Raw genomic sequence first — 20,021 nt, 5'->3', positions numbered from 1 at the left:
GCAATCAAGGCTGGCCGGGAAACCAGGGCTGGCAAGGACATCCGGCACCGTACCCGCCGGCGATGCCGCCAAAGAAGCGCCGGACGTGGGTGCCGTTCCTGATCATCGGCCTCGTCGTCGTCCTGGTCGGCGGCGGCGTGGCCGGATGGCTCGCGTTGCGCGCCAGGTACGGCCCGAGAGATGAGGACCAGCGGCAGGCGGCGACGCTGCTTTGGAAAGAAAGCCCGACGATGGACGAGAAGCCCTTCAACAGCTGGGCTTCTGACGGCATCGTCGCAGTGATGCACGAAGACTGGCTCGACGCGTTCCACGCCGACTCCGGCGAAGACGCCTGGGACATGGAACCGCCGCTGCGGGCCGGGGACGACGCCAAGCTGAGCCGGTTCTGCGGCATGAGCCACGAGGTCAAGAACGGCCTCGGCGTCATCGCCTACGGCCCGTACAAGAAGGACACCTATGGCGGCACCGGCTGCTCGACGATCGCCGTCATCGACGTCAAGACAGGCGCCGTCAAGCGGCAGTTCGACATGCCGGTCGTCGAGAACCGGGGCACGACGAACTTCACGGACCCGGAGATCGTCGGCGACGTGGTCGTCTTCGCGCTCCACGACATTGTCTACGGCATGAGTCTGGCGGATGGGAGGGAAGTCTGGCGGTACGACCAGGAGCCGGGGAGGTACTGCAATCTTTGGGGCCCGGCTATCAGCGAGCGAACGTTGGTGTACCCGGTCTACTGCCCGCTCGGCGAGGAGGACGTCCGCGAACTGGTTTTCCTCGACCCCGCGACCGGGAGAGTGAAGGGCCGGCCCCGGGTCGAAACGGGCAGGCCCGTTGACGTGATCGCCGCAGATCCGCCGGTCGTGTCGGTCGACTCCAGCCTGAACGAGGAGGACCCCGGGAGCCTGCTGGTCTTCGACGATACGGGCCGCAAGGTGACCGAGATCCCGGAAAACCAGCCCGCCGGGCGGCTCAACGTCAATCCCATCAGCTCAAGCGTGGAAAGCTCGGCGCGCCAGAGTTACCCGATCCTGATCAAGGATGGAGTGCTGATCGGAGAGACCTGGTCGACTTCGGTCACCGCGAACCGGGAAACCAACAAGATCGTCGCGGTGGATTTGAAGACCGGCCAGCAGCGGTGGGATGTCGCGCTCGGAGCGAAGATCACCGGCAGGCCGTTCGCGGTGACGGAGAACAGCGTTCTAGCCATCAACGATGGCACCTACGAGGACCCGCCACGCGTGTACGAGATCCCGCTCAGCGGCGGCAGTCCAAACCCGATCACCGGGGTGTTCCCGGCTGAGATCACGTCCCCGACCAACTGCAATCTGCACTGGGTCGATGGAACGGTTTATGGCGCGCGGATGGGAGCGGGCACGATGGGAAACGAGCCTGTGTTCGCAGTGAGATAGCCCAAGGAAAGCGCTGGCCGCGCACCGGAATCGGTGCGCGGCCAGTTCGCTTCGGTCGACCTCAGCGGATGTTGCTCACTCGCCGAAGACCGGCGGGGCGACCTTGGGCAGGCCCAGGTCGTCCCAGGCCTCGTCCGTGTCGACCCAGTACTTGTCCTCGTGCTCCTGGTCTTCCTCGCCCTGCTTGCCCTGGCCGCGACCAGCACCACCGGCGCCCATGCCGCCGGCACCACCACGACCGGCCGCACCAGCAGCGCCACCGGCACCAGCACCGGAACCGCCGCCGAGGCCGCCGAGACCGGCGCGCCCACCGGCACCCAGGCCCGCGCCGCGGCCGCCGGCGCCACCGGCACCGAGCCCACGACCGCCACCGGCACCCGCACCACCAGCACCGCCGCCGGGCGGCATCATGCCGAGCCCGGCGCCGCCCATGTTCGGGCCCGTGCCGACGTTGGGGCCGGGGTTGACGGGCAGGCCGGGACCGTTGGTGACGGGCGGCGAGGACCACTGCGACGTGTTCTGCGACGGAGTCGTGTAACCGTCGCCGGGGCCGCCGGTACCACCAGTGCCGCCGCTACCGCTGCCGCCGCCGAGGCTGCCGCCCCAGCTGCCGCCGCCACCGCCACCACCAGGACCGCCGCCGGGAATCCCGGAACCGTTGGGAATGCTGCCAACGGTCGGGTTCGTCCCGGTGCTACCGGAGCCCTGGTCGTACGCCATCTCCGGAGCCTTCGGGTAGAAGGCCAGGTTCTGAGAGACGTTCGTGGTGCTGTTGCTGTAGTTGTCGTAGTGCTGCTTGGCTTCCTGAGCCTTCTCGGTGGCCTCGCGCTCCTGCTTCTGCAGGTCGGTCTCGCCACCGACCAGCCAAGCCCCGCCCTTCTCAAGCAGGTTGTCGGTCGCATCGACCTTCACCGGCTCAGGCATGCTGTTCTTGACGTCGCCGAAGTTCTGGACCTGCTGCTCAGCAGCGACACCGACCGAAACCGAGACGTTCTTGGCATCCTCGATGAACTGAGTCATGGGCTTCATCGAGGAGCCATGCTGTTCTGCAGCTTGGCCAGACCATGCCAGGTTGGCCTTCGTGTTCGCGTCGTCGAGGATCCGGTTGACCTCGTCGAACTTGCCCCCGATGTCGTTCTGCCAGGTGCCCACGGACCTGGAGATTTCGTCGGCGCCTTTGCCCTCGTGGATCTGCTTGTACTTCTCCGGGTGGTTGAAGCCGACCTTCTGCATGATCTCGTCCGTGTTACCACGGTCCGAATCACGCGTGAGCAGGTAACCGCCGACGAGGATCGGTAAAACCATGATCACACCCCCTTTTCGAAAACTGGTCGTGGTAGTTCAGACGCGATCAGGCGCCTTGAACGTTCTTCAGCGCCTCGCTGGTGATCTTCTCTGCGAAGCTGCAAGGGTCGTTCATTTCAGGCGTACCGCCGGCGTTCTTCGCGTAGTCGACCTCGATGGACTGGTCATCGGCGACGGCGAGCTCGATCCGGCAAAGAGTGCTCTGTTCTTCGACTCGTGCGCCCTGGTAGCCGTCGAGCTGCGTCAGCTTGTAGCTCTTGCGGGACTCGGCGTTGTCCAGGATTTTCTTCAAGCCGCCGAACTTAGTGTTGATGGCGACCGTCGTAGTGAAGGCGTCGGTGGACCACTGACAACTGGTCTCGCCGTATGCAGAAGTTCTTTCCGAGGGCGGCCGTCGCTCGCTGACACCGCCAAGAGCCTTGACCTGCTGATCGGTCAGCAGCTCGCATGCGTTGGTGATCGTCTTAAGGTTCTTCGGGTTCTCGACCTTTGGGACCGCAGATGTGGGGGCAGCCGACTCGTTCGAGGTTGAGCTGGGCGGGTTGGTCGACCCGCCCGGAGAGCATGCGGATGCGCCCAGGATGGCGAGTAGCGACACAGCGGTCAAAGTTGCGCGGCGTAGCACGTGAGATCTTCCTTAAACCTGGCGGATCGAAGCGTCGTCGTCGGTGTTCGTGTACGTACCCTGAGCGGCCTTCAGCTGGTCGATCATTGCCTGGATGCGATTGCGTGCGTCCGTGACTGCCCAAGAAAGGCAGCCCTCGTTCTCGCCAGCCATGTCACCCAACGCAGAAGCGAGCCGTTCGCTAACCACGTCATCGCCGGGAGGCACGACGTTCTTCAGCTGCATTGCTTGGGTCTGAATGTCGAGAAGCATGTCTTGCGCTTCTTCGTACTTGGTGATCAGACCCGGAATCTGCTCGATGTCGACCGAGAACGACGCCGCCTGCGCGGAACCGCCTGCGTTGATCGCGGTGTGGATCGTCGCCGACCGCTGAGCCTTCTGCCCCATCGTGACCGCTGTGTTGGCGATCCCTTCGAAGAACGACACCTCTCACTACCCCCTTTGTCCCCTGAATCAGGTACACGTCGCGCTTAGCTTGCCAGGTCTTTGCTCGTTCGTGCACAGGTGTGACGATGCTTCGCGTAGATCGGTTCCCAACTCGTTGCCGGATTGGTCCTTTTGGCGGAGTGACGTTGGTCGCTACCAGGCCGCTTCGCGCTGGGTCTTCGTCGTTAGCTCCCCGAGCACCCTGGTGAACGTGCTCATGTCCGCCCCCGCGAACATCCGCTGGGTCCCGCTGTTGTAGACCGCCGTGCGGCCCTGCTGCAGGTCGATGATCCGCAGCGTCTGGTCTCCCCGGCGCTCGCGGCGGCGGTCGTCCCAGATCGTGACGCCCGCTTCGCCGAGGCCCAGCCGCGGGCCTTCGAGCAGCTGCGTCATCTTCCGGAAGCTCGCCACGTTCACGCCGCGCGCTCGCAGGCTCTGCTCGATCGCCTGCGGGTCTTCGTCCCCGCGGCGGCGCACGTCGGCCATGGCCGCGCGCATCTCCGCCAGGTCCACGCTCAGCGCCGGGCGGATGCGGGCCGGCGGGTGTTCCGGGAGCACCGACACCAGCGACGGGATCAGGTCGTTCGGGTGCACCGGCTCCAGGATGATCCGGTCGCCGTCGACGACCGTGCGCACCGCCGTCTTGTTCGCCTTCGACACCGCGGCGCGCAGTTCGCTGCCCTTCTGCGAGGAGAACCGCAGGTCGTATTCGACAGTCACGTGCGCGTAGATGCCGAGCAGTTCCATGACCCGGTCGTTCACGCCGCTCGGGTTGATCAGGCCGCGATCGCGGACCCGCTGCTCCGCCGCCTCGAACTCGCGAGGCATGTCTTTCACGGTCGTCCCGTAGTTGCTGTACGACGCGATCATCGGGATCCGGCTGAGATCGGCGCGTTCGGCCAGGATCGCGAATTCGAGTCGGTCGACGTCGAGCTTGGGCACTGGTGCTGCGCTCCCGCGTTAGGGCATCGGAACTTGATGTCGACTGTGCAGGCTAACTGGTCGCGGGGCTGTTCGGAGCAGATTCGGGCAGGCTCAGCCGTCGAGTCCGGACAGGCCCTTCCAGGCGCCCCGGGAACCGCGTCGCGCCGCCGAGCGCTGCCAGCGGAACACGCCGTAGCCGATGATGCCGAGCACGCCCCCGGCCAGGCAGGTCCAGAACTGGATGCCGGCCCAGTCGCGGATGCCGAACAGCACCACTCCGGCGAACCACAGGGCCGTGCCGAACAGCACCACCGGGGTGGGGTCCGCCAGCCTCCGCGGCAGCGGCGGGACCGGCCGGTGACCCGGCGCCGAGGGGGTGGATTCGCTGTCCTGTGCCACGTCAGGCAGGCTACTCCCGGTAATGAACGCGCGCGCAGGCGCGGTGATCGGGAAGTACTGATGGTGGATCGAGACGTTTCCAAGAAGTCGCTGCTGGACCGGTATTTCAAGATCACCGACCGCGGGTCCAGCGTCGGGCGGGAAGTACGCGGCGGCGTGGTCACGTTCGTCACGGTCGCCTACATCATCGTGCTGAACCCGCTGATCCTCGGCAGCTCCTCGCCCGACGACGCCGGCGCCAAGCGCGACGTGCTCGGCAACATCCTGCCGGTTTCGCAGGTCGCGGCGACCACCGCGCTGGTCGCGGGCGTGATGACGATCCTGTTCGGACTGATCGCCAACTACCCGTTCGCGATCGCCGCCGGGCTCGGCATCAACACGCTGCTGGCCGTGACCATCGCGCCGCAGGTCACCTGGCCCGAGGCGATGGGCCTGGTGGTGGTCGACGGCATCATCATCCTGATCCTGGTCGCCACCGGGTTCCGGACCGCGGTGTTCAACGCGGTGCCACCCGAGCTCAAGGCTGCGATCGCGGTCGGCGTCGGCGTGTTCATCACCTTCGTCGGCCTGGTCGATGCCGGTTTCGTGCGGCGCCTGCCGGACGCCGCCAACACGACCGTGCCGGTCGGACTGGGCATCGACGGCTCGATCGCCTCGTGGCCGACCGCGGTGTTCGTGTTCGGGCTGGTGCTCACCTCGGTGCTGGTGGCGCGCAAGGTGCGGGGCGCGATCCTGATCAGCGTGGCAGTCACCACGGTGCTGTCGATCGTCATCGAGTCGATCTTCCACGCGGGCCCGTCGAAGGGCGTCAACGCCTACGGCTGGAACCTCGGCTACCCGGCGGTGCCGGAGCAGGTCATCGGCCTGCCGGACCTGTCGCTGGTCGGCGACATCTCCTTCGGCGCGTGGACGCGGCTGCCCGCGCTGGCCGCCGCGATGCTGGTGTTCACGCTGGTGCTGGCGAACTTCTTCGACGCCATGGGCACCATGACCGGCCTCGGCAAGGAGGGCGGGCTCGCCGACAAGGACGGCAACCTGCCGGGCATCGGCAAGGCGCTGGCCGTCGAGGGCGTCGGCGCGGTCGCCGGCGGGTTGGGTTCGGCGAGCTCCAACACCGTGTTCGTGGAGTCCGCGTCCGGTATCGCGGAGGGGGCGCGCACCGGTCTGGCGAACGTGATCACCGGCCTGCTGTTCCTGGCGGCGATGTTCTTCACCCCGCTCTACCAGATCATCCCGGTGGAGGCGGCGGCTCCGGCGCTGGTGGTGGTCGGGGCGATGATGCTCACCCAGATCCGGCAGATCGACCTGTCCGACTTCAGCATCGCGCTGCCCGCGTTCCTGACGATCGTGGTCATGCCGTTCACGTATTCGATCGCCAACGGCATCGGCGCGGGCTTCATCAGCTACGTGCTGCTGCGGGTCTTCACCGGCCGCATCCGCACTGTGCACCCGCTGATGTGGGTCGTGTCGGCGGCGTTCGTGCTCTACTTCTGCTCCGGCCCACTGCACGTGCTCTTCGGCATTTGATCCGCCCGTTCACGCAGGTGATCGCCCGTGCGCGTTTCGTGTCGCCAGAGCAGCACGAAGTGCGCACGGGGCCTGGCCGGACGAGACGAGGGCTTTGGGCCGTTCGGAGCAGTGCGTCGATTGGGTTGCGATTCCGGGTGCGAGGTCGTCGGCTGGCTATGGTGGACGGCCACTGATCAGGCCTGATCAGTTTGTCCGATTCCCCAAAATAGTTTGGTAGACTAACGACGTGTCCGATATCGCGGAGCGCGAGCGCACCCTGGCGAGTCGGCTGCGGCTCGCCGTCGTCCGCCTGAACCGGCGGCTGCGCGCGCAGAGCACCGACTCGAAGATCACGCTGTCCCAGCTGTCGGCGCTGTCCTGTCTGCACAAGGCCGGCGCTTTGACGCCTGGCGAGCTGGCGGCCCGGGAAGGCGTCCAGCCGCCGTCGATGACCAGGGTGATCTCCGCACTGGAAGACGCCGGGCTGGTCGCGCGTCGGCCGCACCCCACCGACGGCCGGCAGGCCATCGTGGAGCTGACCGAGGCGGGCCAGGCCCGCATAGAGGAAGAAGTCTCGATCCGGGAGCGCTGGCTGGACCAGCAGCTCGCGGACCTGACCGAGGAAGACCGCCGCGTGCTGTTCCAGGCGGCGGAGATCATCGACCGGTTGGCCGGCCGATGACCGGAGTCCGATGAGAGGCGGTACGCACGAGCGTGGTTGACCGATCCGCGGCACGCGAGGGAACCGACCCGAGCGGAGATCCGGCCAACCGCAAACCGCCGTCCACATCGGACCGATCCGGCGGCATGTTCCGCTCCCTGCGGGAGCGCAACTACCGCTACTACGCCTCCGGCCAGGTCGTTTCCCTGACCGGCACGTGGATGCAGCGCGCCGCGCAGGACTGGCTGGTGCTGGAACTCTCCGGCGGCAGCCCGGCCGCGCTGGGCGTGGCGGTCGCCCTGCAGTTCGCCCCGACCCTGCTGCTGACGCTGTGGGCGGGCGTCATCGCCGACCGCTTCGACAAGCGGCGAATGCTCGTCGCCACCCAGAGCGCGCTCGGCGCCTGCGGTCTCGTGCTGGGGCTGCTCGACGTCACCGGTGTCGTGCTGCTCTGGCACGTCTACCTGCTGTGCTTCGTGCTCGGCTGCTTCGCCGCGGTCGACGCGCCGGTGCGGCAGTCCTTCGTCGTCGAGATGGTCGGGCCCAGGCAGCTCACCAACGCCGTCGCGCTGAACTCGATGACGTTCAACCTGGCGCGCATCGTCGGCCCGGCGATCGCCGGGGTGCTGATCACCGCGATCGGCACCGGCTGGGTGTTCCTGCTCAACGGGTTGAGCTCGGCCGCCGTGGTCGCCGGGCTGGCGCTGATGGACGCGTCGGCGCTGCACCGGGCCAAGCCGCCGCCGAAGGAACGCGGCCAGCTGCGCGCCGGGCTGCGCTACGTGCGCGGGCGGCCGGACCTGCTCGTGGTGATGGTGCTGGTGTTCTTCGTCGGCACGTTCGGGATGAACTTCGAGAGCTCCTTCGCCGTGATCGCGCGCAACGTCTTCGGGCGCGAAGCCGACGGCTACGGCCTGCTGATCACCATGCTCGCGGTCGGCACGCTGACCGGGGCGTCGCTGGCGGCCCGGCGCAGCGGCCGCGGGGTGCCGAGGCTGCGGCTGATGCTGCTGGGCGCCGGCGTTTTCGGTGTGCTGGAGGCCGCGGCGGCGCTGATGCCGACCTACGAGCTGTTCGCGGCGTCGCTGGTGCCGGTCGGCATCGCTGTGATGACGTTCACCACGAGCGCGAACGCGACCGTCCAGCTGGCCGTGGAGCCGACCATGCGCGGCCGGGTCATGGGCCTCTACATGCTGCTGTTCCTGGGCGGAAAGCCGCTGGGCGGGCTGGCTTCGGGGTGGCTCGCCGAGGTGCTCGGGCCGCGCTGGCCGATCCTGCTGGGCGGGCTTGCGTCGCTGGCCGCCGCGCTCGGCGGCGTCGCGGTGCTGGCTTGGCGGCGGAGAACGGGGTTGCCCCAGTCAAAAGGTTAGGCTAACCTAAAACGCATCCGCTTCGTGGTGGGAGCGGTAGTCAGTTCGGGAACAGATCGGGCCCCGGCCTCCTGCGGGAGGCCGGGGCCCGGTCGCATCCAAGAAGACTTCGGGGCCCTCCCGGAGGAAGGCCCCGAAGTTTCGGCAGTGGGCTTGTCGGAGCACTCACCACCGAGCGGTGGGGCCGTGAGTGCTTTGTGCTGCCATGGCGACACAAAGCACTCACGGCTTCTGACCGGCGAGAACCGAAGGCGCGGTGGTTCTGCCTGTCAGGCGGTGGGAAGGCGGAGGCCGTTGTAACCGGCGCGGGCGTCGGCGAAGCGCTTGGAGACCTCGTCCCAGTTGACGACGTTCCACAGGTGCTTGACGTAGTCCGCCTTCACATTGCGGTACTGCAGGTAGTACGCGTGCTCCCAGATGTCGAACACCAGCAGCGGCGTCGTCGCGATCGACAGGTTCGAGTGGTGATCGCGCAGCTGCTGGGTGATCAGCCGCTGGCCGACCGGGTCCCAGGCCAGCACGCCCCACCCGTTGCCCTGGATCGTGGTCGACACCGCCTCCAGCTGCGCGCGGAACTTGTCGAACGAGCCGAAGTCCTCGTCGATGGCCGCCGCCAGCTCGCCGGTGGGCTTGTCCCCGCCATTGGGCGAGAGGATCTTCCACCACACCAGGTGCAGCGAGTGCCCCGCCAGGTTGAACGCCAGCGTGGTCTCCAGCCCCACGATGGAGGAGAAGTCACCCTTCTCCCGCGCCTCGGCGATCTTCTCCACCGTGTCGTTGGCGCCCTTGACGTACGCCGCGTGGTGCTTGCTGTGGTGCAACTCGTTGATCTCACCGGCGATCGCCGGCTCCAACGCCGCGTAGTCGTAATCCAACTCCGGCAACACGTACTGCTGCGCCATTGAGCGTCTCCCTTCGCTATCGACAGACTCTAGCTACTGCCACCCTATGGCAACTAAGCCGGATGGAGGCGTTGATCTCATCTGTCGGGCGAGTCCTCGCTGCGACCGCGATGAGCAGCGGAGACGTTGCGGCGCGGGAGGAAAATGCCCGGTTGACCCGGTTCGGCGCGTGGGGCAGCATCCTCGGCAGACCCTGCGAGCGGGGGAAGCCGGTCGAAGTCCGGCGCTGACCCGCAACGGTAGGCCGCGCGATGCGCGGCGAGCCCGATCACCCGCTCGCGAGGGATGGCTCCAACGACCGCCGTGGTCTGCGGTCGGGGTCAGGGACTCGCGGCCGCCCGCGCGGCCCCGGCTTCGGCGCAGGCTCGTTCGCCCTGGAGGGCAAGATGCGCCGCTTATTCGTCCTCGTCCTAGTCGCGCTGTCCCTCGCGGGCTGCGCCAATGCCGAGTCGCGGGCCGACGGGTTGCGCGTCGAGAACTGCGGCAGCACCGAGGTGTTCCCCGAACCGCCGAAGCGCGTGGTGAGCCTCAACCAGCACGCTACCGAGATCCTGCTGGCGCTCGGCCTGGGCGATCGGCTGGTCGGCACGGCCTACCCGGACGATCTCGCGCCGCCGGCGCCGGTGGCCGCCGCGTACGCCGGGGTGCCGCTGCTCGCCGACCAGTACCCGTCCTACGAGCGCATCCTCGAAACCGAGCCCGACCTGGTCGTCGGCGGCTACAGCAGCGCCTTCGACGACACGGAGGGCCGGAGCCGGAAGACGTTCGAGGACAACGGCATCCGCACGCTGCTGCTCTCCGAGTCCTGCGCCGCGAACCCGGCCGGGATGGACACGCTGCTGTCGGACATCGCGATGTTCGGCGAGGTGCTGGGCCTGCAGGAGAACGCGCGGCAGGTCGCGGCCGGGATCGAGCAGCGGGTGCGCGCGGTCGAGGAGCGGCTGGCCGGCGCGGAGCCCGTCGACGTCTTCGTCTACGACTCCGGCGAGCAGGCCGCCTTCACGCTCGGCGGCAACGGCGTCGGGCACGATGCGCTGCGCCGGGCCGGTGGGCGCAACGTCTTCGGCGACGTGCCGGAGGTTTTCGCCGACGTCAGCTGGGAGCAGGTGGCGGCGCGGGCCCCGCGGGCGATCGTGCTCGTCGACTACTTGGCCGCTCCGGTGCAGAACAAGCAGGCGTACCTGACCGGGCATCCGCTCGCCTCGGGCACGCCCGCGGTCCGCGAGCAGCGGTTCAGCACGATCCCGCTCGTCGAGCTGACCGAGGGCATCCGGTTCCCCGACGCCGTCGAGCGGCTGGCCCGGGACCTGCACGGCGCATGAGGGCGCGGTTGGTGCTGGTGCACGCCGTGCTGCTGATCGCGCTGGTGGTGATCGGCGCGCTGGCCGTGTCGCTGGGCTCGGTCCGGTTGCCGCTGGACCAGGTCTGGCGGATCGTGCTGGAGCCGGTGGTGCCCTGGATCGACGCGGACTGGACGCGGGTGCGGGCCGCGATCGTGTGGGATTCGCGGATGCCGCGGGTGGTGACCGGCATCGTCGTCGGCGCGGCGCTCGCGCTCTCCGGCGCGATCGCGCAGCTGGTCACCGCGAACCCGATGGCCGACCCCTACCTGCTCGGGGTGTCCGAAGGCGCCGGCTTCGCAGCATCGCTGGTGATGGTGCTGGGCGCCGGCGCCGGGGCGCTGGGGCTGCCGTTGGCCGCGTTCCTCGGCGGGCTGCTGGCGCTGGTCGTGGTGCTGGCGGTGGCCGGGCGCTCCGGATCGGTGACGACGCTGGTGCTCGGTGGGCTCGCGGTCGGCCAGGTGGCCTACGCGGCGACGTCGTTGGTGCTGCACGTCTTCGCGACCGGTGACCAGGCCAAGCAGGTGCTGTTCTGGATCACCGGAGGGCTCGGGGCCGCGCGCTGGGAGTCGCTGCCGGTGCCCGCGGCGGTGCTGGTGATCGGCCTGATCGCGGCGGTGGCGGCGGGCCGCTGGATGAACGTGCTGCACGGCGGCGACGACGCGGCCGCCGCGCTCGGGCTCAACGCCCGGGCGTTCCGGATGGCTTGCCTGGTCGGGATTTCGCTGCTGGCCGGGACCGCGGTCGCGGTGGCGGGCGGCATCGTGTTCGTCGGCCTGCTGGTGCCGCACGCGGCGACCTTCCTGGTTGGCGCCGAAGCACGGCGGATGCTGCCGGTGTCGGCCCTGCTCGGCGCGGTGTTCCTGGTGCTGGCGGATCTGGTGGCGCGGCTGGTCATCGCGCCTTCCGAACTGCCGGTCGGGGTGCTCACGGCGATGGTGGGCGGGCCGCTGTTCCTGATCATGCTCCGGCGGCAGCGGAGGATCGCATGAGCGTGCGGGTGCGCGGAGCGCGCGTGGAGCTGGGTGGCCGGGCGGTGCTGTCCGATGTGGACGTCGAGGTGCGGGAGGGCGAGGTGTTCGGGCTGGTGGGCCCGAACGGCAGCGGCAAGACGACGTTGCTGCGCGCGCTGTACCGGGCGATCGAGCCGACGGCCGGAACCATCGAAGTGGCGGGGCGGACCAAGGCCGGGCGACGCGAGCTGGCCCGGATCCTCGCCGCGACCGTGCAGGAAACGGAGAACCGCGCGGCGTTGACCGTGCGCGAAGTGGTGACGCAAGGCCGGCTGCCGCACCTGGGCCTGCTGGAGCGGATGCGGGCGGCGGACCAGCGCATCGTCGACGAATCCCTGTGCGCCACCGGACTTCTGGACGCGGCCGAACGAGATGTGCGAACGTTGTCAGGTGGCGAGCGGCAGCGAGCGGCGATCGCACGTGCGCTGGCGCAGCAGCCGCGGGTCCTCGTGCTCGACGAGCCGACGAACCACCTGGACCTGCGGCATCAGTACAGCATCCTCCGCCTCCTCCGCGACCTGGCGAGCGACGGCCTGACGGTCCTGATGACGCTGCACGACCTCCGCCATGCGGCGGAGTTCTGCGACCGCCTCGCGGTCCTCCACGCGGGCGAGGTCACCAGAACGGGAACCCCGACCGAAGTCCTGGACGAGAACCTGCTCGCAGAGGTCTTCGGAATCCGTGCCCGCCTGGCCCACCACAACGGCCGCCCCACCCTCGACATCGACGGAGCCCTCTGAACCCACCCGCCCCACGTCACCTCACCCCACCCCTCATCTCGGCTCACCCAACCTCGGCTCACCCCACCTCACCGCGCCCAGTTCACGCACCACCCCACCTCACGTCGTGCCCGTCCCCAGCCCGTGTGGTGCCGCAATTTCAATGGAAATCGGACCTTCGATTTCCATTGAAATTGCGGGAGTTGTCCACAGGCGTCGGCGTGTCGTGGTCCGACATGCCGACACCCGCAATTTCCATTGAAGTTGGACCTTCGATTTCAATGGAAATTGCGGTGGGGCACGTCGTTCGGTGGGGCACGTCGTTCGGTGGGGCGGGAGGCCGGTGGGGTCAGCCCACCGGCCAGGTGTGGACCGGGTCTCCGTTGTCCGCCAGGTCGATGTACCGGCGCAGCATTCCCGCCAGCGCTCCGCGCCGGTCCGCGCCGCGATCTTCCAGCAGCGCAACCGTTTCCCGCTGCCACGTCGCGCCGTTGCGCTTCGCCAGGCACCGCTTCTCGATCACGCCCAGGTAGCGTTCGCGGGCCGCGTCTGACACACCGCACGCCTGCAGGCCGTCGTGCGCCATCGGCAGCAGGCGGCGCATCACCAGCTCGTCCGGCGACACCCAGCCGACGCTCGGCCAGTACAGGTGCGCGTCGAAGCCGTGCCGGGCACCGGCGTAGAAGTTCTCCTCCGCCGCCGCGAACGACATCTGAGTCCACAGTGGCCGGTCCTGCTCGGTGAGCGCCCGCTGGACGCCGTAGAAGAACGCGGCGTTGGCGACGATGTCCACCACCGATGGCCCCGATGGCAGCACCCGGTTCTCGATCCGCAGGTGCGGAACCCCGTCCACCAGGTCGTAGACCGGCCGGTTCCAGCGCCAGATGGTGCCGTTGTGCAGCCGCAGTTCCGCCAGCGTCGGCGCCCGGCCGGAGTCCAGCGCCGCCAGCGGATCCTCTTCCTCCGGTTCCGGGAGCAGCGCCGGGAAGTAGCGGACGTTCTCCTCGAACAGGTCGAAGATCGAGGTGATCCACCGCTCGCCGAACCACACCCGCGGCCGCACGCCCTGGTTCTTCAGCTCCTCCGGACGCGTGTCGGTGGCCTGCAGGAACAGCGGGATCCGCGTCTCGTGCCACAGCGCCTTGCCCAGTAGGAACGGGGAATTCGCGCCGATGGCCACCTGCACCCCGGCCAGGCACTGCGCGGCGTTCCAATGCGCCGCGAAGTCCTCCGGCGCCACCTGCAGGTGCAGCTGGACCGACGTGCACGCCGACTCCGGCAGGATCGAATCGGCGTAGGACAGCAGCTTCTCGGGCTGCGCGTCGTCCAGCGACACGCCCTCCATGTCGAGCAGCATTTCTTCGCCGCGCGCCAGGAAGATCTGCTCGTTGAGCAGCGAGTACCGCGGATTGCGCGACAGCCAGTTCGGGTCGAAGTGCGCGCTGCGCAACGTCGGCAGCGTGCCGATCATGACGATCTTCGCGCCCGCGTCGTGCGCCCCGCCGTCTGCGCGCAGCAGCGCTGCGCGCAGACGGGACTCCAGCTCCAGGGCGCTGTCGCCCGCGAGCACCTGCGGCTCCACGTTGAGCTCGATGTTCTGCTGGCCGAGCTCGGTGGTGAACACCGGCTCGCTGATCTTCTCCAGCACCACGGCGTTGGACATGGACGGCTCCATCTGCTCGTCCACCAGGCACAGCTCCATCTCCAGCCCCATCTGCTGGTGGGGGAAGGAGAAATTGCCTTCGGCGAGCATCCGGGCCAGGGCGTCCAGGCCGCGCTGCATCTTGTTCCGATACCGTTGCCGGTCCACTGGCTTGAACGCTTGATTGTCCACGTGCCGTCCCATGCCGTCTCCCCGCTTGATCGGCAGCACGTCAGCGCGCAGCGCTGGGGAAACCACCGTGACACATCGGTACCCGGGGGAACAGCGGCCAAAACGGTGTCACGCACGGCGCGGAGCGTGATCAATCGGAGGCGTCGGTGAGCCGCTCCAGCTCCGCTTCGCTCAGCTCCAACCCGGCGGCCGAGAGCAGATCGCCGAGCTGCTCGGTGTTGCGAGCACTGGCGATCGGGGCGGTCACGGTCGGTTGCCCGAGCAGCCAGGCAAGCGCGACCGAGGACACCGGCACGTCACGCAGCGTCGCGATCTCGTCCAGCGCCGTGAGCACCTTCACACCGCGCTCGTCCAGGTAGGCACGGGCGCTTTCGGCCCGCGGGCTTTCCGAACTGTCCCCGCCCGGGCGGTACTTCCCGGTCAGGAACCCGTGCGCCAGCGCGTAGTAAGGCAGCACGCTCACCTTCTCCCGAGCGCACAGGTCGGCGAGCGCGCCTTCGAACTCGGCGCGCTCCACGAGGTTGTAGTGCGGCTGCAGAGCGGAGAAGGCGGCCAGCCCCTCGCGGCGGGAGACCTCCAGCGCCTCGGCGAGGCGGGGCGCGGTGTAGTTCGACGCCGCGATGTAGCGGACCTTGCCCTCCCGCACCAGCTCGTCGAAGGCGGCCAGGGTTTCGGCCAGCGGGATGGACGGGTCGTCATCCCCATGGGCGTAGTAGAGGTCGATGTGGTCGACACCCAGGCGGCGCAGCGAATCTTCCGCCGCGGCCTTGATGTTCGCCGCCGACAGGCCGCGGCGGCCCGGCAGCCTGCCGACCTTGGTGGCGACCACGATGTCGTCGCGGTTGCCGCGAGCGCGCAGCCATTCGCCGATCAAGGTCTCGGATTCGCCGCCGGAATTGCCCTCCACCCAAGCGGAATAGCTGTCGGCGGAGTCGATGAAGTTGCCGCCCGCGGCGGCGTACTGGTCCAGAACGGTGAAGGTGGCGTCGCGATCCGCCGTCCAGCCGAACACGTTGCCACCGAGGCAGATGGGGAAGACGTCGAGTTCAGTGTCGCCGAGTCGAGTCATGCTGCGGAACCTACTCCCTCCCGCGCACCCCGGAGCCGATAGCCGATCTTCGTGTGGTTTGCCGGAATTCCCGGGAGGTCCATGCCGGCACCTCCGGCCCCACGAGTCGCGTGCGACGGCGCGAGATCGGCCGGGCCGACTCGATTGGCGGCGGGTGCGAGAATGCGGGCGTGGTGCACATTGTCGAGGTCGACGACGTCGACGACCCGCGGGTCGACGACTTCCGCGATCTGTCCCGCGCGGACCGCCGCCCGGACCGGCCGGGCGGGCGGGGGCTGGTGATCGCCGAAGGCGTCGTGGTGGTCGAGCGGCTGCTCGCCTCGCCGTACCCGGTGCGGGCGCTGTTCGGCGTGCGCCGCCGCATCGAGGAGCTGGCCGAGGCTACTGATGCCCTGGACGTTCCCGCCTACGTCACCGACGCCGACGTGATGGCGCGCGTCGTGGGTTTCCACCTGAACCGCGGCGTGCTGGCGGTCGCCGATCGCGCGCCGGTCGTCGAGCCCGCCGAGCTCATCGCCCGCTCCCGCCGCCTGGTGGTGCTGGAGGGCATCGGTGACCACGAGAACCTCGGCGCGCTGTTCCGCAACGCCGCCGCGCTCAGCGTCGACGGTGTGCTGCTCGGCGCGGGCTGCTCGGACCCGCTGTACCGGCGCAGCGTGCGGGTGTCGATGGGGCACGTGCTCCGCGTTCCGTTCGCTCACCTCGGCTCGTGGCTGGAAGACCTGAAATTGCTGCGTGACAACGGCTTCCGCATCGCGGCGCTGACCCCCAGGGCGGATGCGAAATCCCTTCGCGAAGCGGCCTTGGGCAGCGGCCCGGTGGCGGTGCTGCTCGGCTCCGAAGGCCCCGGGCTCACCGACGAGGCCATCGAGGCCGCGGACCTCGCGGTCCGCATCCCGATGGCGAGCGGGGTGGATTCGCTCAACGTCGCCACGGCCGGTGCGATCGCCTTCCACGCGATGAGCGGAACGTGATGGACGCCCGGGAAACCGGCTGGGAACTGCACGCGCGATCCGGTCGCGCGGTGCTGGTGCGTGGCGTCGGCCGGGAGGTGGATCCGGCCCGGCTCCGGCTGCCCGGCTCGCTGGTCACGGCGCTGCACGAGTGGGCGCACGTGGTGGATGCGCTGCAGACCGAGGAAACCGCGGACACCACGGCGGAGCTCGTCTCGCGGCGCGGTCGCCAGCTGGCGATGCGCCTGGCGGCGGAGACCGGCGGCCAGATCGGCTACGTCGATCCGCTCAGCGGCGAACTCGACCACATCGGCCGACCGCGCTCGGCGCACGCGATGCGCGGGTGGCGCGGCGGAACGATCGCCCCGGTGCAGCCCACGCCGTGGGGCCCGGGCCTGGTGATCAGCGCGGTCATCGGCGCGATCGTGACGGTGACCCTGGTGGTGGTGACGCTCGGCCTGGCGGACGTGAGCGGAATCCTCGCGGCGGTGGTCAACATCGCGGTGGCCGCGGGGTTCGCGCCGTCGATCTGGCTGGGCCGCAACGTCCCGGTCTGGCGCTGGGCAGCGTACGGAACGGCGGTGGGAATCATCGCGGCCTGGATCGCCCTCCTCCTCAGCCTCCTCGGCTAAGCGCTACCCCTGCTCAACCCGCAGTTTCACTGAGGTTTTTCCAACTTCGTTTTGCGTGGCGGTGCGGGTGGCGGAACCTCAGAGCCTCCCTGGTCTGTGGGTGCCCCTCCTGATGTATGTCCAATACACGGCGGAGGGGCCGTCCTCGCCGAGGGAACCCCGGAGGGGTGGGCACCGTGAACCCGCGGCGGTGCCGGTGTCGTAGGTGGGCTATGCGCCTGCGGCGCATGCGACACCTCATCGACGTGCAGCTTTACGGACCCGCGGCTGCGGGCCGACCAGGATGAAAAAAACCCCAATGGAAATCGGACCTCTGATTTCCATTGAGATTGCGGTGAGTTGTCCACAGCCGTCGGCGTGTCGTGGTCCGACATGCCGACGTAGTGCGGTTCAACGGAGTGCAGTTTCAATTGAAACTGCGGTGGACATGACAACGGGGCCGGGGTGAGCTAGCAGCTCGCCCCGGCCCCGTTGGGTTGTTCTGTCGTCAGCGGTGGGAGCGGACGCCGAGCAGGACGTCCTCCCACGACGGCACGATCGGATGACTCTTGCGCCCGCGCCGCGGCTCCGCCTTGCGCTGCGCGTCGTCCTCCGCCGCCTCGGCGGACGCGCCTTCGGCGCTCTCCTCCGCCGTCGGCTCTGCCACCGGCTCCGCCGGCGGCGGGCCGGTGTCCAGGTCGAGGGTCGGCGCCTCCGGTCGCTGCGCGACCACCGGCTCCTCCACCCGCTCCGGGACCGGCTGCGCCTGCTGGTCGAGCTGCAGCGCTTCGCGGGCCAGCTCGGTGACCGGCCGGACCGTCCGCAGCGGGCGGTTCGGGGACGGGTCGAGCAGGTCGGCCGCGTGGTCGTCGAGCGCCGCGACGGTGCCGCCGTGCGCGCCGGGGTGGAAGACCCAGTGCGCGCGGTTCTCCGAGCGCCCGGCCTGCCAGGTCAGCTGGACGACCCACTTGCCGTCCTCGCCGCGCCACGAGCCCCAGTCGGCCTCGGCGTAGTCGTGGCCGCGCATGCCGAAGGTGTGCGCGACGACCTCGCCGAGCGTCTGGACGTCCGGGCCGTCCTCGCGGACCGGGTGCGCGCGCTGGGCCATCTCGGCGATCTGGGCGCGTTCGAGCAGCACGGGGTAGGCATAGCGCTCGACCCGGTGCTCGGGGATGCCGGAAGCCTCCGAGATCTGTGCGACGGACGCGCCGGAGCGGATGCGGGCCTGGATCTCCCGGGGCCGCATCTGGGCTTCCATCTCGATCTGGACCTGGCCGAGCCTGGTGAGGTCACCGCGGGCTGCGGCACGCAGTCGTTCGTCGGCGGGCACGGTGAAGCGCTCGCCGTTCTCCGGGTCCTCGCAGATGACGGATTCACCGTCCTCGTCGAGCCCGACCACTCGCAGCGCTCGCATACGCCAGCCTCCCGCCGACCTACATGTCACCAAGCTGTGACAGTAACCCGGCGCGCCGCCTTGACGCGGGAGGCACGCCGGGCACGTCGTCTCGTTGTTGGTCGCTCTCTCCGCCTTCGATCTTGCCGGAAAGACGCCACCTGAGCGAACGGGTAAAACCACTCATTTTCGGGGAAGATCACCGCTAGTGCCCAAAAGTTCACTCGGTGGTGTCATTTTGGCAAAAAGCCGCCGGGATCTTTGCGGATCCCAGCGGCTCAGCGTGTCAGGAAAGCTGCGAAACCACCCAGTCGATGGACTTCGTCAGAGCGGTGACGTCGTCCGGGGCGATCGCCGGGAACATGCCGACCCGCAGCTGGTTGCGGCCCAGCTTCCGGTACGGCTCGGTGTCCACGATCCCGTTGGCGCGCAGCGCCTTCGCCACCGCGGCGGCGTCGATCGAGTCGGCGAAGTCGACCGTGCCGACCACCTGGGAGCGCTTCGCCGGGTCGGGCACGAACGGCGTGGCGTACTCCGACGCCTCGGCCCAGGAGTACAGCCGCTGCGACGACTCGCGGGTGCGCTGCGAGCACCAGTCCAGCCCGCCCTGGCCGTTCATCCACTCGATCTGGTCGGCGAGCAGGAACAGGGTGGCGACCGCCGGGGTGTTGTAGGTCTGGTCCTTGCGGGAGTTGTCCAGCGCGGTGGGCAGCGACAGGAACTCCGGCATCCAGCGGTCGGACGCGCCGATCTCGCCGATCCGCTCGATCGCCGCCGGGCTCATCGCGGCCAGCCACAGCCCGCCGTCGGCGGCGAAGCACTTCTGCGGCGCGAAGTAGTAGACGTCGACGTCGGCGGCGTCGAACGGCAGCCCGCCCGCGCCCGAGGTGGCGTCGATCGCGATCAGCGCGTTCTCCGAGCCCTCCGGACGGCTCGGCGCGAGCATCACGCCGGTGGAGGTCTCGTTGTGCGCCCAGCCGATCAGGTCGACGGACGGGTCCGACACCGGCTCCGGCGCGTCGCCCGGCTCCGCGGAGACCACCACCGGGTCGCCCAGGAACGGCGCCGTCTTGGCGGCCTTGGCGAACTTCGAGGAGAACTCGCCGTAGGTGAGGTGCAGCGACCGCTCGCGGACGAGGCCGAACGTCGCGGCGTCCCAGAACGCGGTGGTGCCGCCGACGCCGAGCACGACCTCGTAGCCCTCCGGCAGGGAGAACAGCTCGTGCAGTCCCTCCCGGATGCGTCCGACCAGGGACTTCACCGGCTTCTGCCGGTGCGAGGTGCCCATCACCGCGGCGCCGGCGCCGGCCAGGTTCGCGAGCTGCTCGTCGCGCACCTTGGACGGGCCGCAGCCGAACCGGCCGTCGGCGGGCTTGAGATCCTCGGGCAGCTTCAGGGTCGTCGGGTCGATTTCGGCCTGCGTCATGCCGGCGCCTCCGGGCGTTGTTGTGGTGACTGTGCAGGTGGCGGGGCAGTGCCTCCCGCGCGCCAGTGGCCTGATGACCGGCGCCTTTGCCGGCTCGGCTCAAGTGTTGCAGCAGGGTTTCGGGGTCGTGACC

19 protein-coding genes are annotated in these 20,021 nt (G+C 69.0%); 9 read left to right on the top strand and 10 right to left on the bottom strand.

Features of this window, described 5'->3' with window-relative positions; translation table 11 throughout:
* Window positions 1-89 precede the first annotated feature (89 nt).
* Window positions 90-1,409, top strand: a complete 1,320-nt coding sequence (locus tag AC07FN_RS18385; protein WP_478396696.1) for an outer membrane protein assembly factor BamB family protein — start codon at window positions 90-92, stop codon at window positions 1,407-1,409.
* A 75-nt stretch (window positions 1,410-1,484) separates the two neighbouring features.
* On the opposite strand, the gene AC07FN_RS18380 is transcribed toward AC07FN_RS18385, so the two are convergent.
* From AC07FN_RS18380 to AC07FN_RS18360, 5 genes are all read right to left on the bottom strand, one after another.
* Entirely contained in the window at window positions 1,485-2,714 is a 1,230-nt protein-coding gene (locus tag AC07FN_RS18380; RefSeq protein ID WP_478396695.1) for a PPE domain-containing protein, read from the bottom strand.
* A 46-nt stretch (window positions 2,715-2,760) separates the two neighbouring features.
* Entirely contained in the window at window positions 2,761-3,312 is a 552-nt protein-coding gene (locus AC07FN_RS18375; protein ID WP_478396740.1) for a DUF3558 domain-containing protein, read from the bottom strand.
* A 39-nt stretch (window positions 3,313-3,351) separates the two neighbouring features.
* Complete coding sequence (locus AC07FN_RS18370; RefSeq protein ID WP_478396694.1) at window positions 3,352-3,765, bottom strand: hypothetical protein; 414 nt, start codon at window positions 3,763-3,765, stop codon at window positions 3,352-3,354.
* Between the two features lie 153 nt (window positions 3,766-3,918).
* On the bottom strand, window positions 3,919-4,707 hold the full coding sequence (locus AC07FN_RS18365) for an ESX secretion-associated protein EspG (RefSeq protein WP_478396693.1): 789 nt from the start codon (window positions 4,705-4,707) through the stop codon (window positions 3,919-3,921).
* A gap of 93 nt (window positions 4,708-4,800) precedes the next feature.
* The gene (locus tag AC07FN_RS18360; protein WP_093268532.1) at window positions 4,801-5,088 is read right to left on the bottom strand and encodes a DUF2530 domain-containing protein; all 288 of its coding nucleotides are present in this window, start codon (window positions 5,086-5,088) and stop codon (window positions 4,801-4,803) included.
* A 60-nt stretch (window positions 5,089-5,148) separates the two neighbouring features.
* On the opposite strand from AC07FN_RS18360, the gene AC07FN_RS18355 reads away from it, so the two are divergent.
* The 3 genes from AC07FN_RS18355 to AC07FN_RS18345 all read left to right on the top strand — a co-directional run bounded on the left by AC07FN_RS18355 (window position 5,149) and on the right by AC07FN_RS18345 (window position 8,628).
* A complete protein-coding gene (locus AC07FN_RS18355) occupies window positions 5,149-6,615 on the top strand; it encodes an NCS2 family permease (protein WP_478396692.1) in 1,467 nt (488 codons plus the stop codon).
* 229 nt (window positions 6,616-6,844) lie between these two features.
* Window positions 6,845-7,279: a MarR family winged helix-turn-helix transcriptional regulator gene (locus AC07FN_RS18350; protein WP_452618239.1), complete on the top strand. Its 435-nt coding sequence runs from the start codon at window positions 6,845-6,847 to the stop codon at window positions 7,277-7,279.
* A 32-nt stretch (window positions 7,280-7,311) separates the two neighbouring features.
* Window positions 7,312-8,628: an MFS transporter gene (locus AC07FN_RS18345; RefSeq protein WP_478396691.1), complete on the top strand. Its 1,317-nt coding sequence runs from the start codon at window positions 7,312-7,314 to the stop codon at window positions 8,626-8,628.
* A gap of 269 nt (window positions 8,629-8,897) precedes the next feature.
* Here AC07FN_RS18345 and AC07FN_RS18340 read toward each other — a convergent pair whose 3' ends face one another.
* Window positions 8,898-9,530 carry a superoxide dismutase gene (locus tag AC07FN_RS18340; protein WP_132493664.1) on the bottom strand — a complete coding sequence of 211 codons (633 nt, stop codon included), beginning with the start codon at window positions 9,528-9,530 and terminating at the stop codon, window positions 8,898-8,900.
* A 386-nt stretch (window positions 9,531-9,916) separates the two neighbouring features.
* On the opposite strand from AC07FN_RS18340, the gene AC07FN_RS18335 reads away from it, so the two are divergent.
* The 3 genes from AC07FN_RS18335 to AC07FN_RS18325 are packed head-to-tail and all read left to right on the top strand — an operon-like array spanning window position 9,917 to window position 12,623.
* Window positions 9,917-10,852: an ABC transporter substrate-binding protein gene (locus AC07FN_RS18335; protein ID WP_478396690.1), complete on the top strand. Its 936-nt coding sequence runs from the start codon at window positions 9,917-9,919 to the stop codon at window positions 10,850-10,852.
* Window positions 10,849-11,862 (top strand): FecCD family ABC transporter permease, encoded by a 1,014-nt coding sequence (locus AC07FN_RS18330; protein ID WP_478396689.1) that lies wholly within the window; start codon window positions 10,849-10,851, stop codon window positions 11,860-11,862. The genes AC07FN_RS18335 and AC07FN_RS18330 overlap by 4 nt, the downstream gene beginning before the upstream one ends.
* Window positions 11,859-12,623 (top strand): ABC transporter ATP-binding protein, encoded by a 765-nt coding sequence (locus tag AC07FN_RS18325; RefSeq protein WP_478396688.1) that lies wholly within the window; start codon window positions 11,859-11,861, stop codon window positions 12,621-12,623. The genes AC07FN_RS18330 and AC07FN_RS18325 overlap by 4 nt, the downstream gene beginning before the upstream one ends.
* A gap of 328 nt (window positions 12,624-12,951) precedes the next feature.
* Here the strand turns inward: AC07FN_RS18325 and AC07FN_RS18320 are convergent, their stop codons facing one another.
* A complete protein-coding gene (locus AC07FN_RS18320; protein ID WP_478396739.1) occupies window positions 12,952-14,448 on the bottom strand; it encodes a glutamate-cysteine ligase family protein in 1,497 nt (498 codons plus the stop codon).
* Between the two features lie 118 nt (window positions 14,449-14,566).
* Window positions 14,567-15,505, bottom strand: a complete 939-nt coding sequence (locus tag AC07FN_RS18315) for an aldo/keto reductase (protein WP_478396687.1) — start codon at window positions 15,503-15,505, stop codon at window positions 14,567-14,569.
* Window positions 15,506-15,675: 170 nt separating this feature from the next.
* On the opposite strand from AC07FN_RS18315, the gene AC07FN_RS18310 reads away from it, so the two are divergent.
* Window positions 15,676-16,479: a TrmH family RNA methyltransferase gene (locus AC07FN_RS18310; protein WP_478396686.1), complete on the top strand. Its 804-nt coding sequence runs from the start codon at window positions 15,676-15,678 to the stop codon at window positions 16,477-16,479.
* Window positions 16,479-17,090 carry a DUF2537 domain-containing protein gene (locus AC07FN_RS18305; protein ID WP_478396685.1) on the top strand — a complete coding sequence of 204 codons (612 nt, stop codon included), beginning with the start codon at window positions 16,479-16,481 and terminating at the stop codon, window positions 17,088-17,090. The genes AC07FN_RS18310 and AC07FN_RS18305 overlap by 1 nt, the downstream gene beginning before the upstream one ends.
* A gap of 487 nt (window positions 17,091-17,577) precedes the next feature.
* On the opposite strand, the gene sepH is transcribed toward AC07FN_RS18305, so the two are convergent.
* Both sepH and serC read right to left on the bottom strand, forming a co-directional pair.
* Window positions 17,578-18,483 (bottom strand): septation protein SepH, encoded by a 906-nt coding sequence (sepH, locus tag AC07FN_RS18300; RefSeq protein ID WP_478396684.1) that lies wholly within the window; start codon window positions 18,481-18,483, stop codon window positions 17,578-17,580.
* A gap of 265 nt (window positions 18,484-18,748) precedes the next feature.
* Window positions 18,749-19,888, bottom strand: a complete 1,140-nt coding sequence (gene serC / locus AC07FN_RS18295) for a phosphoserine transaminase (RefSeq protein ID WP_478396683.1) — start codon at window positions 19,886-19,888, stop codon at window positions 18,749-18,751.
* Window positions 19,889-20,021 lie beyond the last annotated feature (133 nt).

It is taken from the genome of Saccharopolyspora sp. NPDC045941, assembly GCF_056431445.1.
The sequence above is the reverse complement of the archived record's forward strand: the minus strand, read 5'-3'. Positions and strand labels throughout refer to the sequence as shown.

Coding starts and splice junctions, on each gene's coding strand:
- AC07FN_RS18380 (WP_478396695.1), bottom strand. CDS start 2,714: ATGGTTTTACCGATCCTCGTCGGCGGTTACCTGCTCACGCGTGATTCG.
- AC07FN_RS18355 (WP_478396692.1), top strand. CDS start 5,149: ATGGTGGATCGAGACGTTTCCAAGAAGTCGCTGCTGGACCGGTATTTC.
- AC07FN_RS18340 (WP_132493664.1), bottom strand. CDS start 9,530: ATGGCGCAGCAGTACGTGTTGCCGGAGTTGGATTACGACTACGCGGCG.
- AC07FN_RS18335 (WP_478396690.1), top strand. CDS start 9,917: ATGCGCCGCTTATTCGTCCTCGTCCTAGTCGCGCTGTCCCTCGCGGGC.
- AC07FN_RS18330 (WP_478396689.1), top strand. CDS start 10,849: ATGAGGGCGCGGTTGGTGCTGGTGCACGCCGTGCTGCTGATCGCGCTG.
- AC07FN_RS18325 (WP_478396688.1), top strand. CDS start 11,859: ATGAGCGTGCGGGTGCGCGGAGCGCGCGTGGAGCTGGGTGGCCGGGCG.
- AC07FN_RS18320 (WP_478396739.1), bottom strand. CDS start 14,448: ATGGGACGGCACGTGGACAATCAAGCGTTCAAGCCAGTGGACCGGCAA.
- AC07FN_RS18315 (WP_478396687.1), bottom strand. CDS start 15,505: ATGACTCGACTCGGCGACACTGAACTCGACGTCTTCCCCATCTGCCTC.
- AC07FN_RS18305 (WP_478396685.1), top strand. CDS start 16,479: ATGGACGCCCGGGAAACCGGCTGGGAACTGCACGCGCGATCCGGTCGC.
- sepH (WP_478396684.1), bottom strand. CDS start 18,483: ATGCGAGCGCTGCGAGTGGTCGGGCTCGACGAGGACGGTGAATCCGTC.
- serC (WP_478396683.1), bottom strand. CDS start 19,888: ATGACGCAGGCCGAAATCGACCCGACGACCCTGAAGCTGCCCGAGGAT.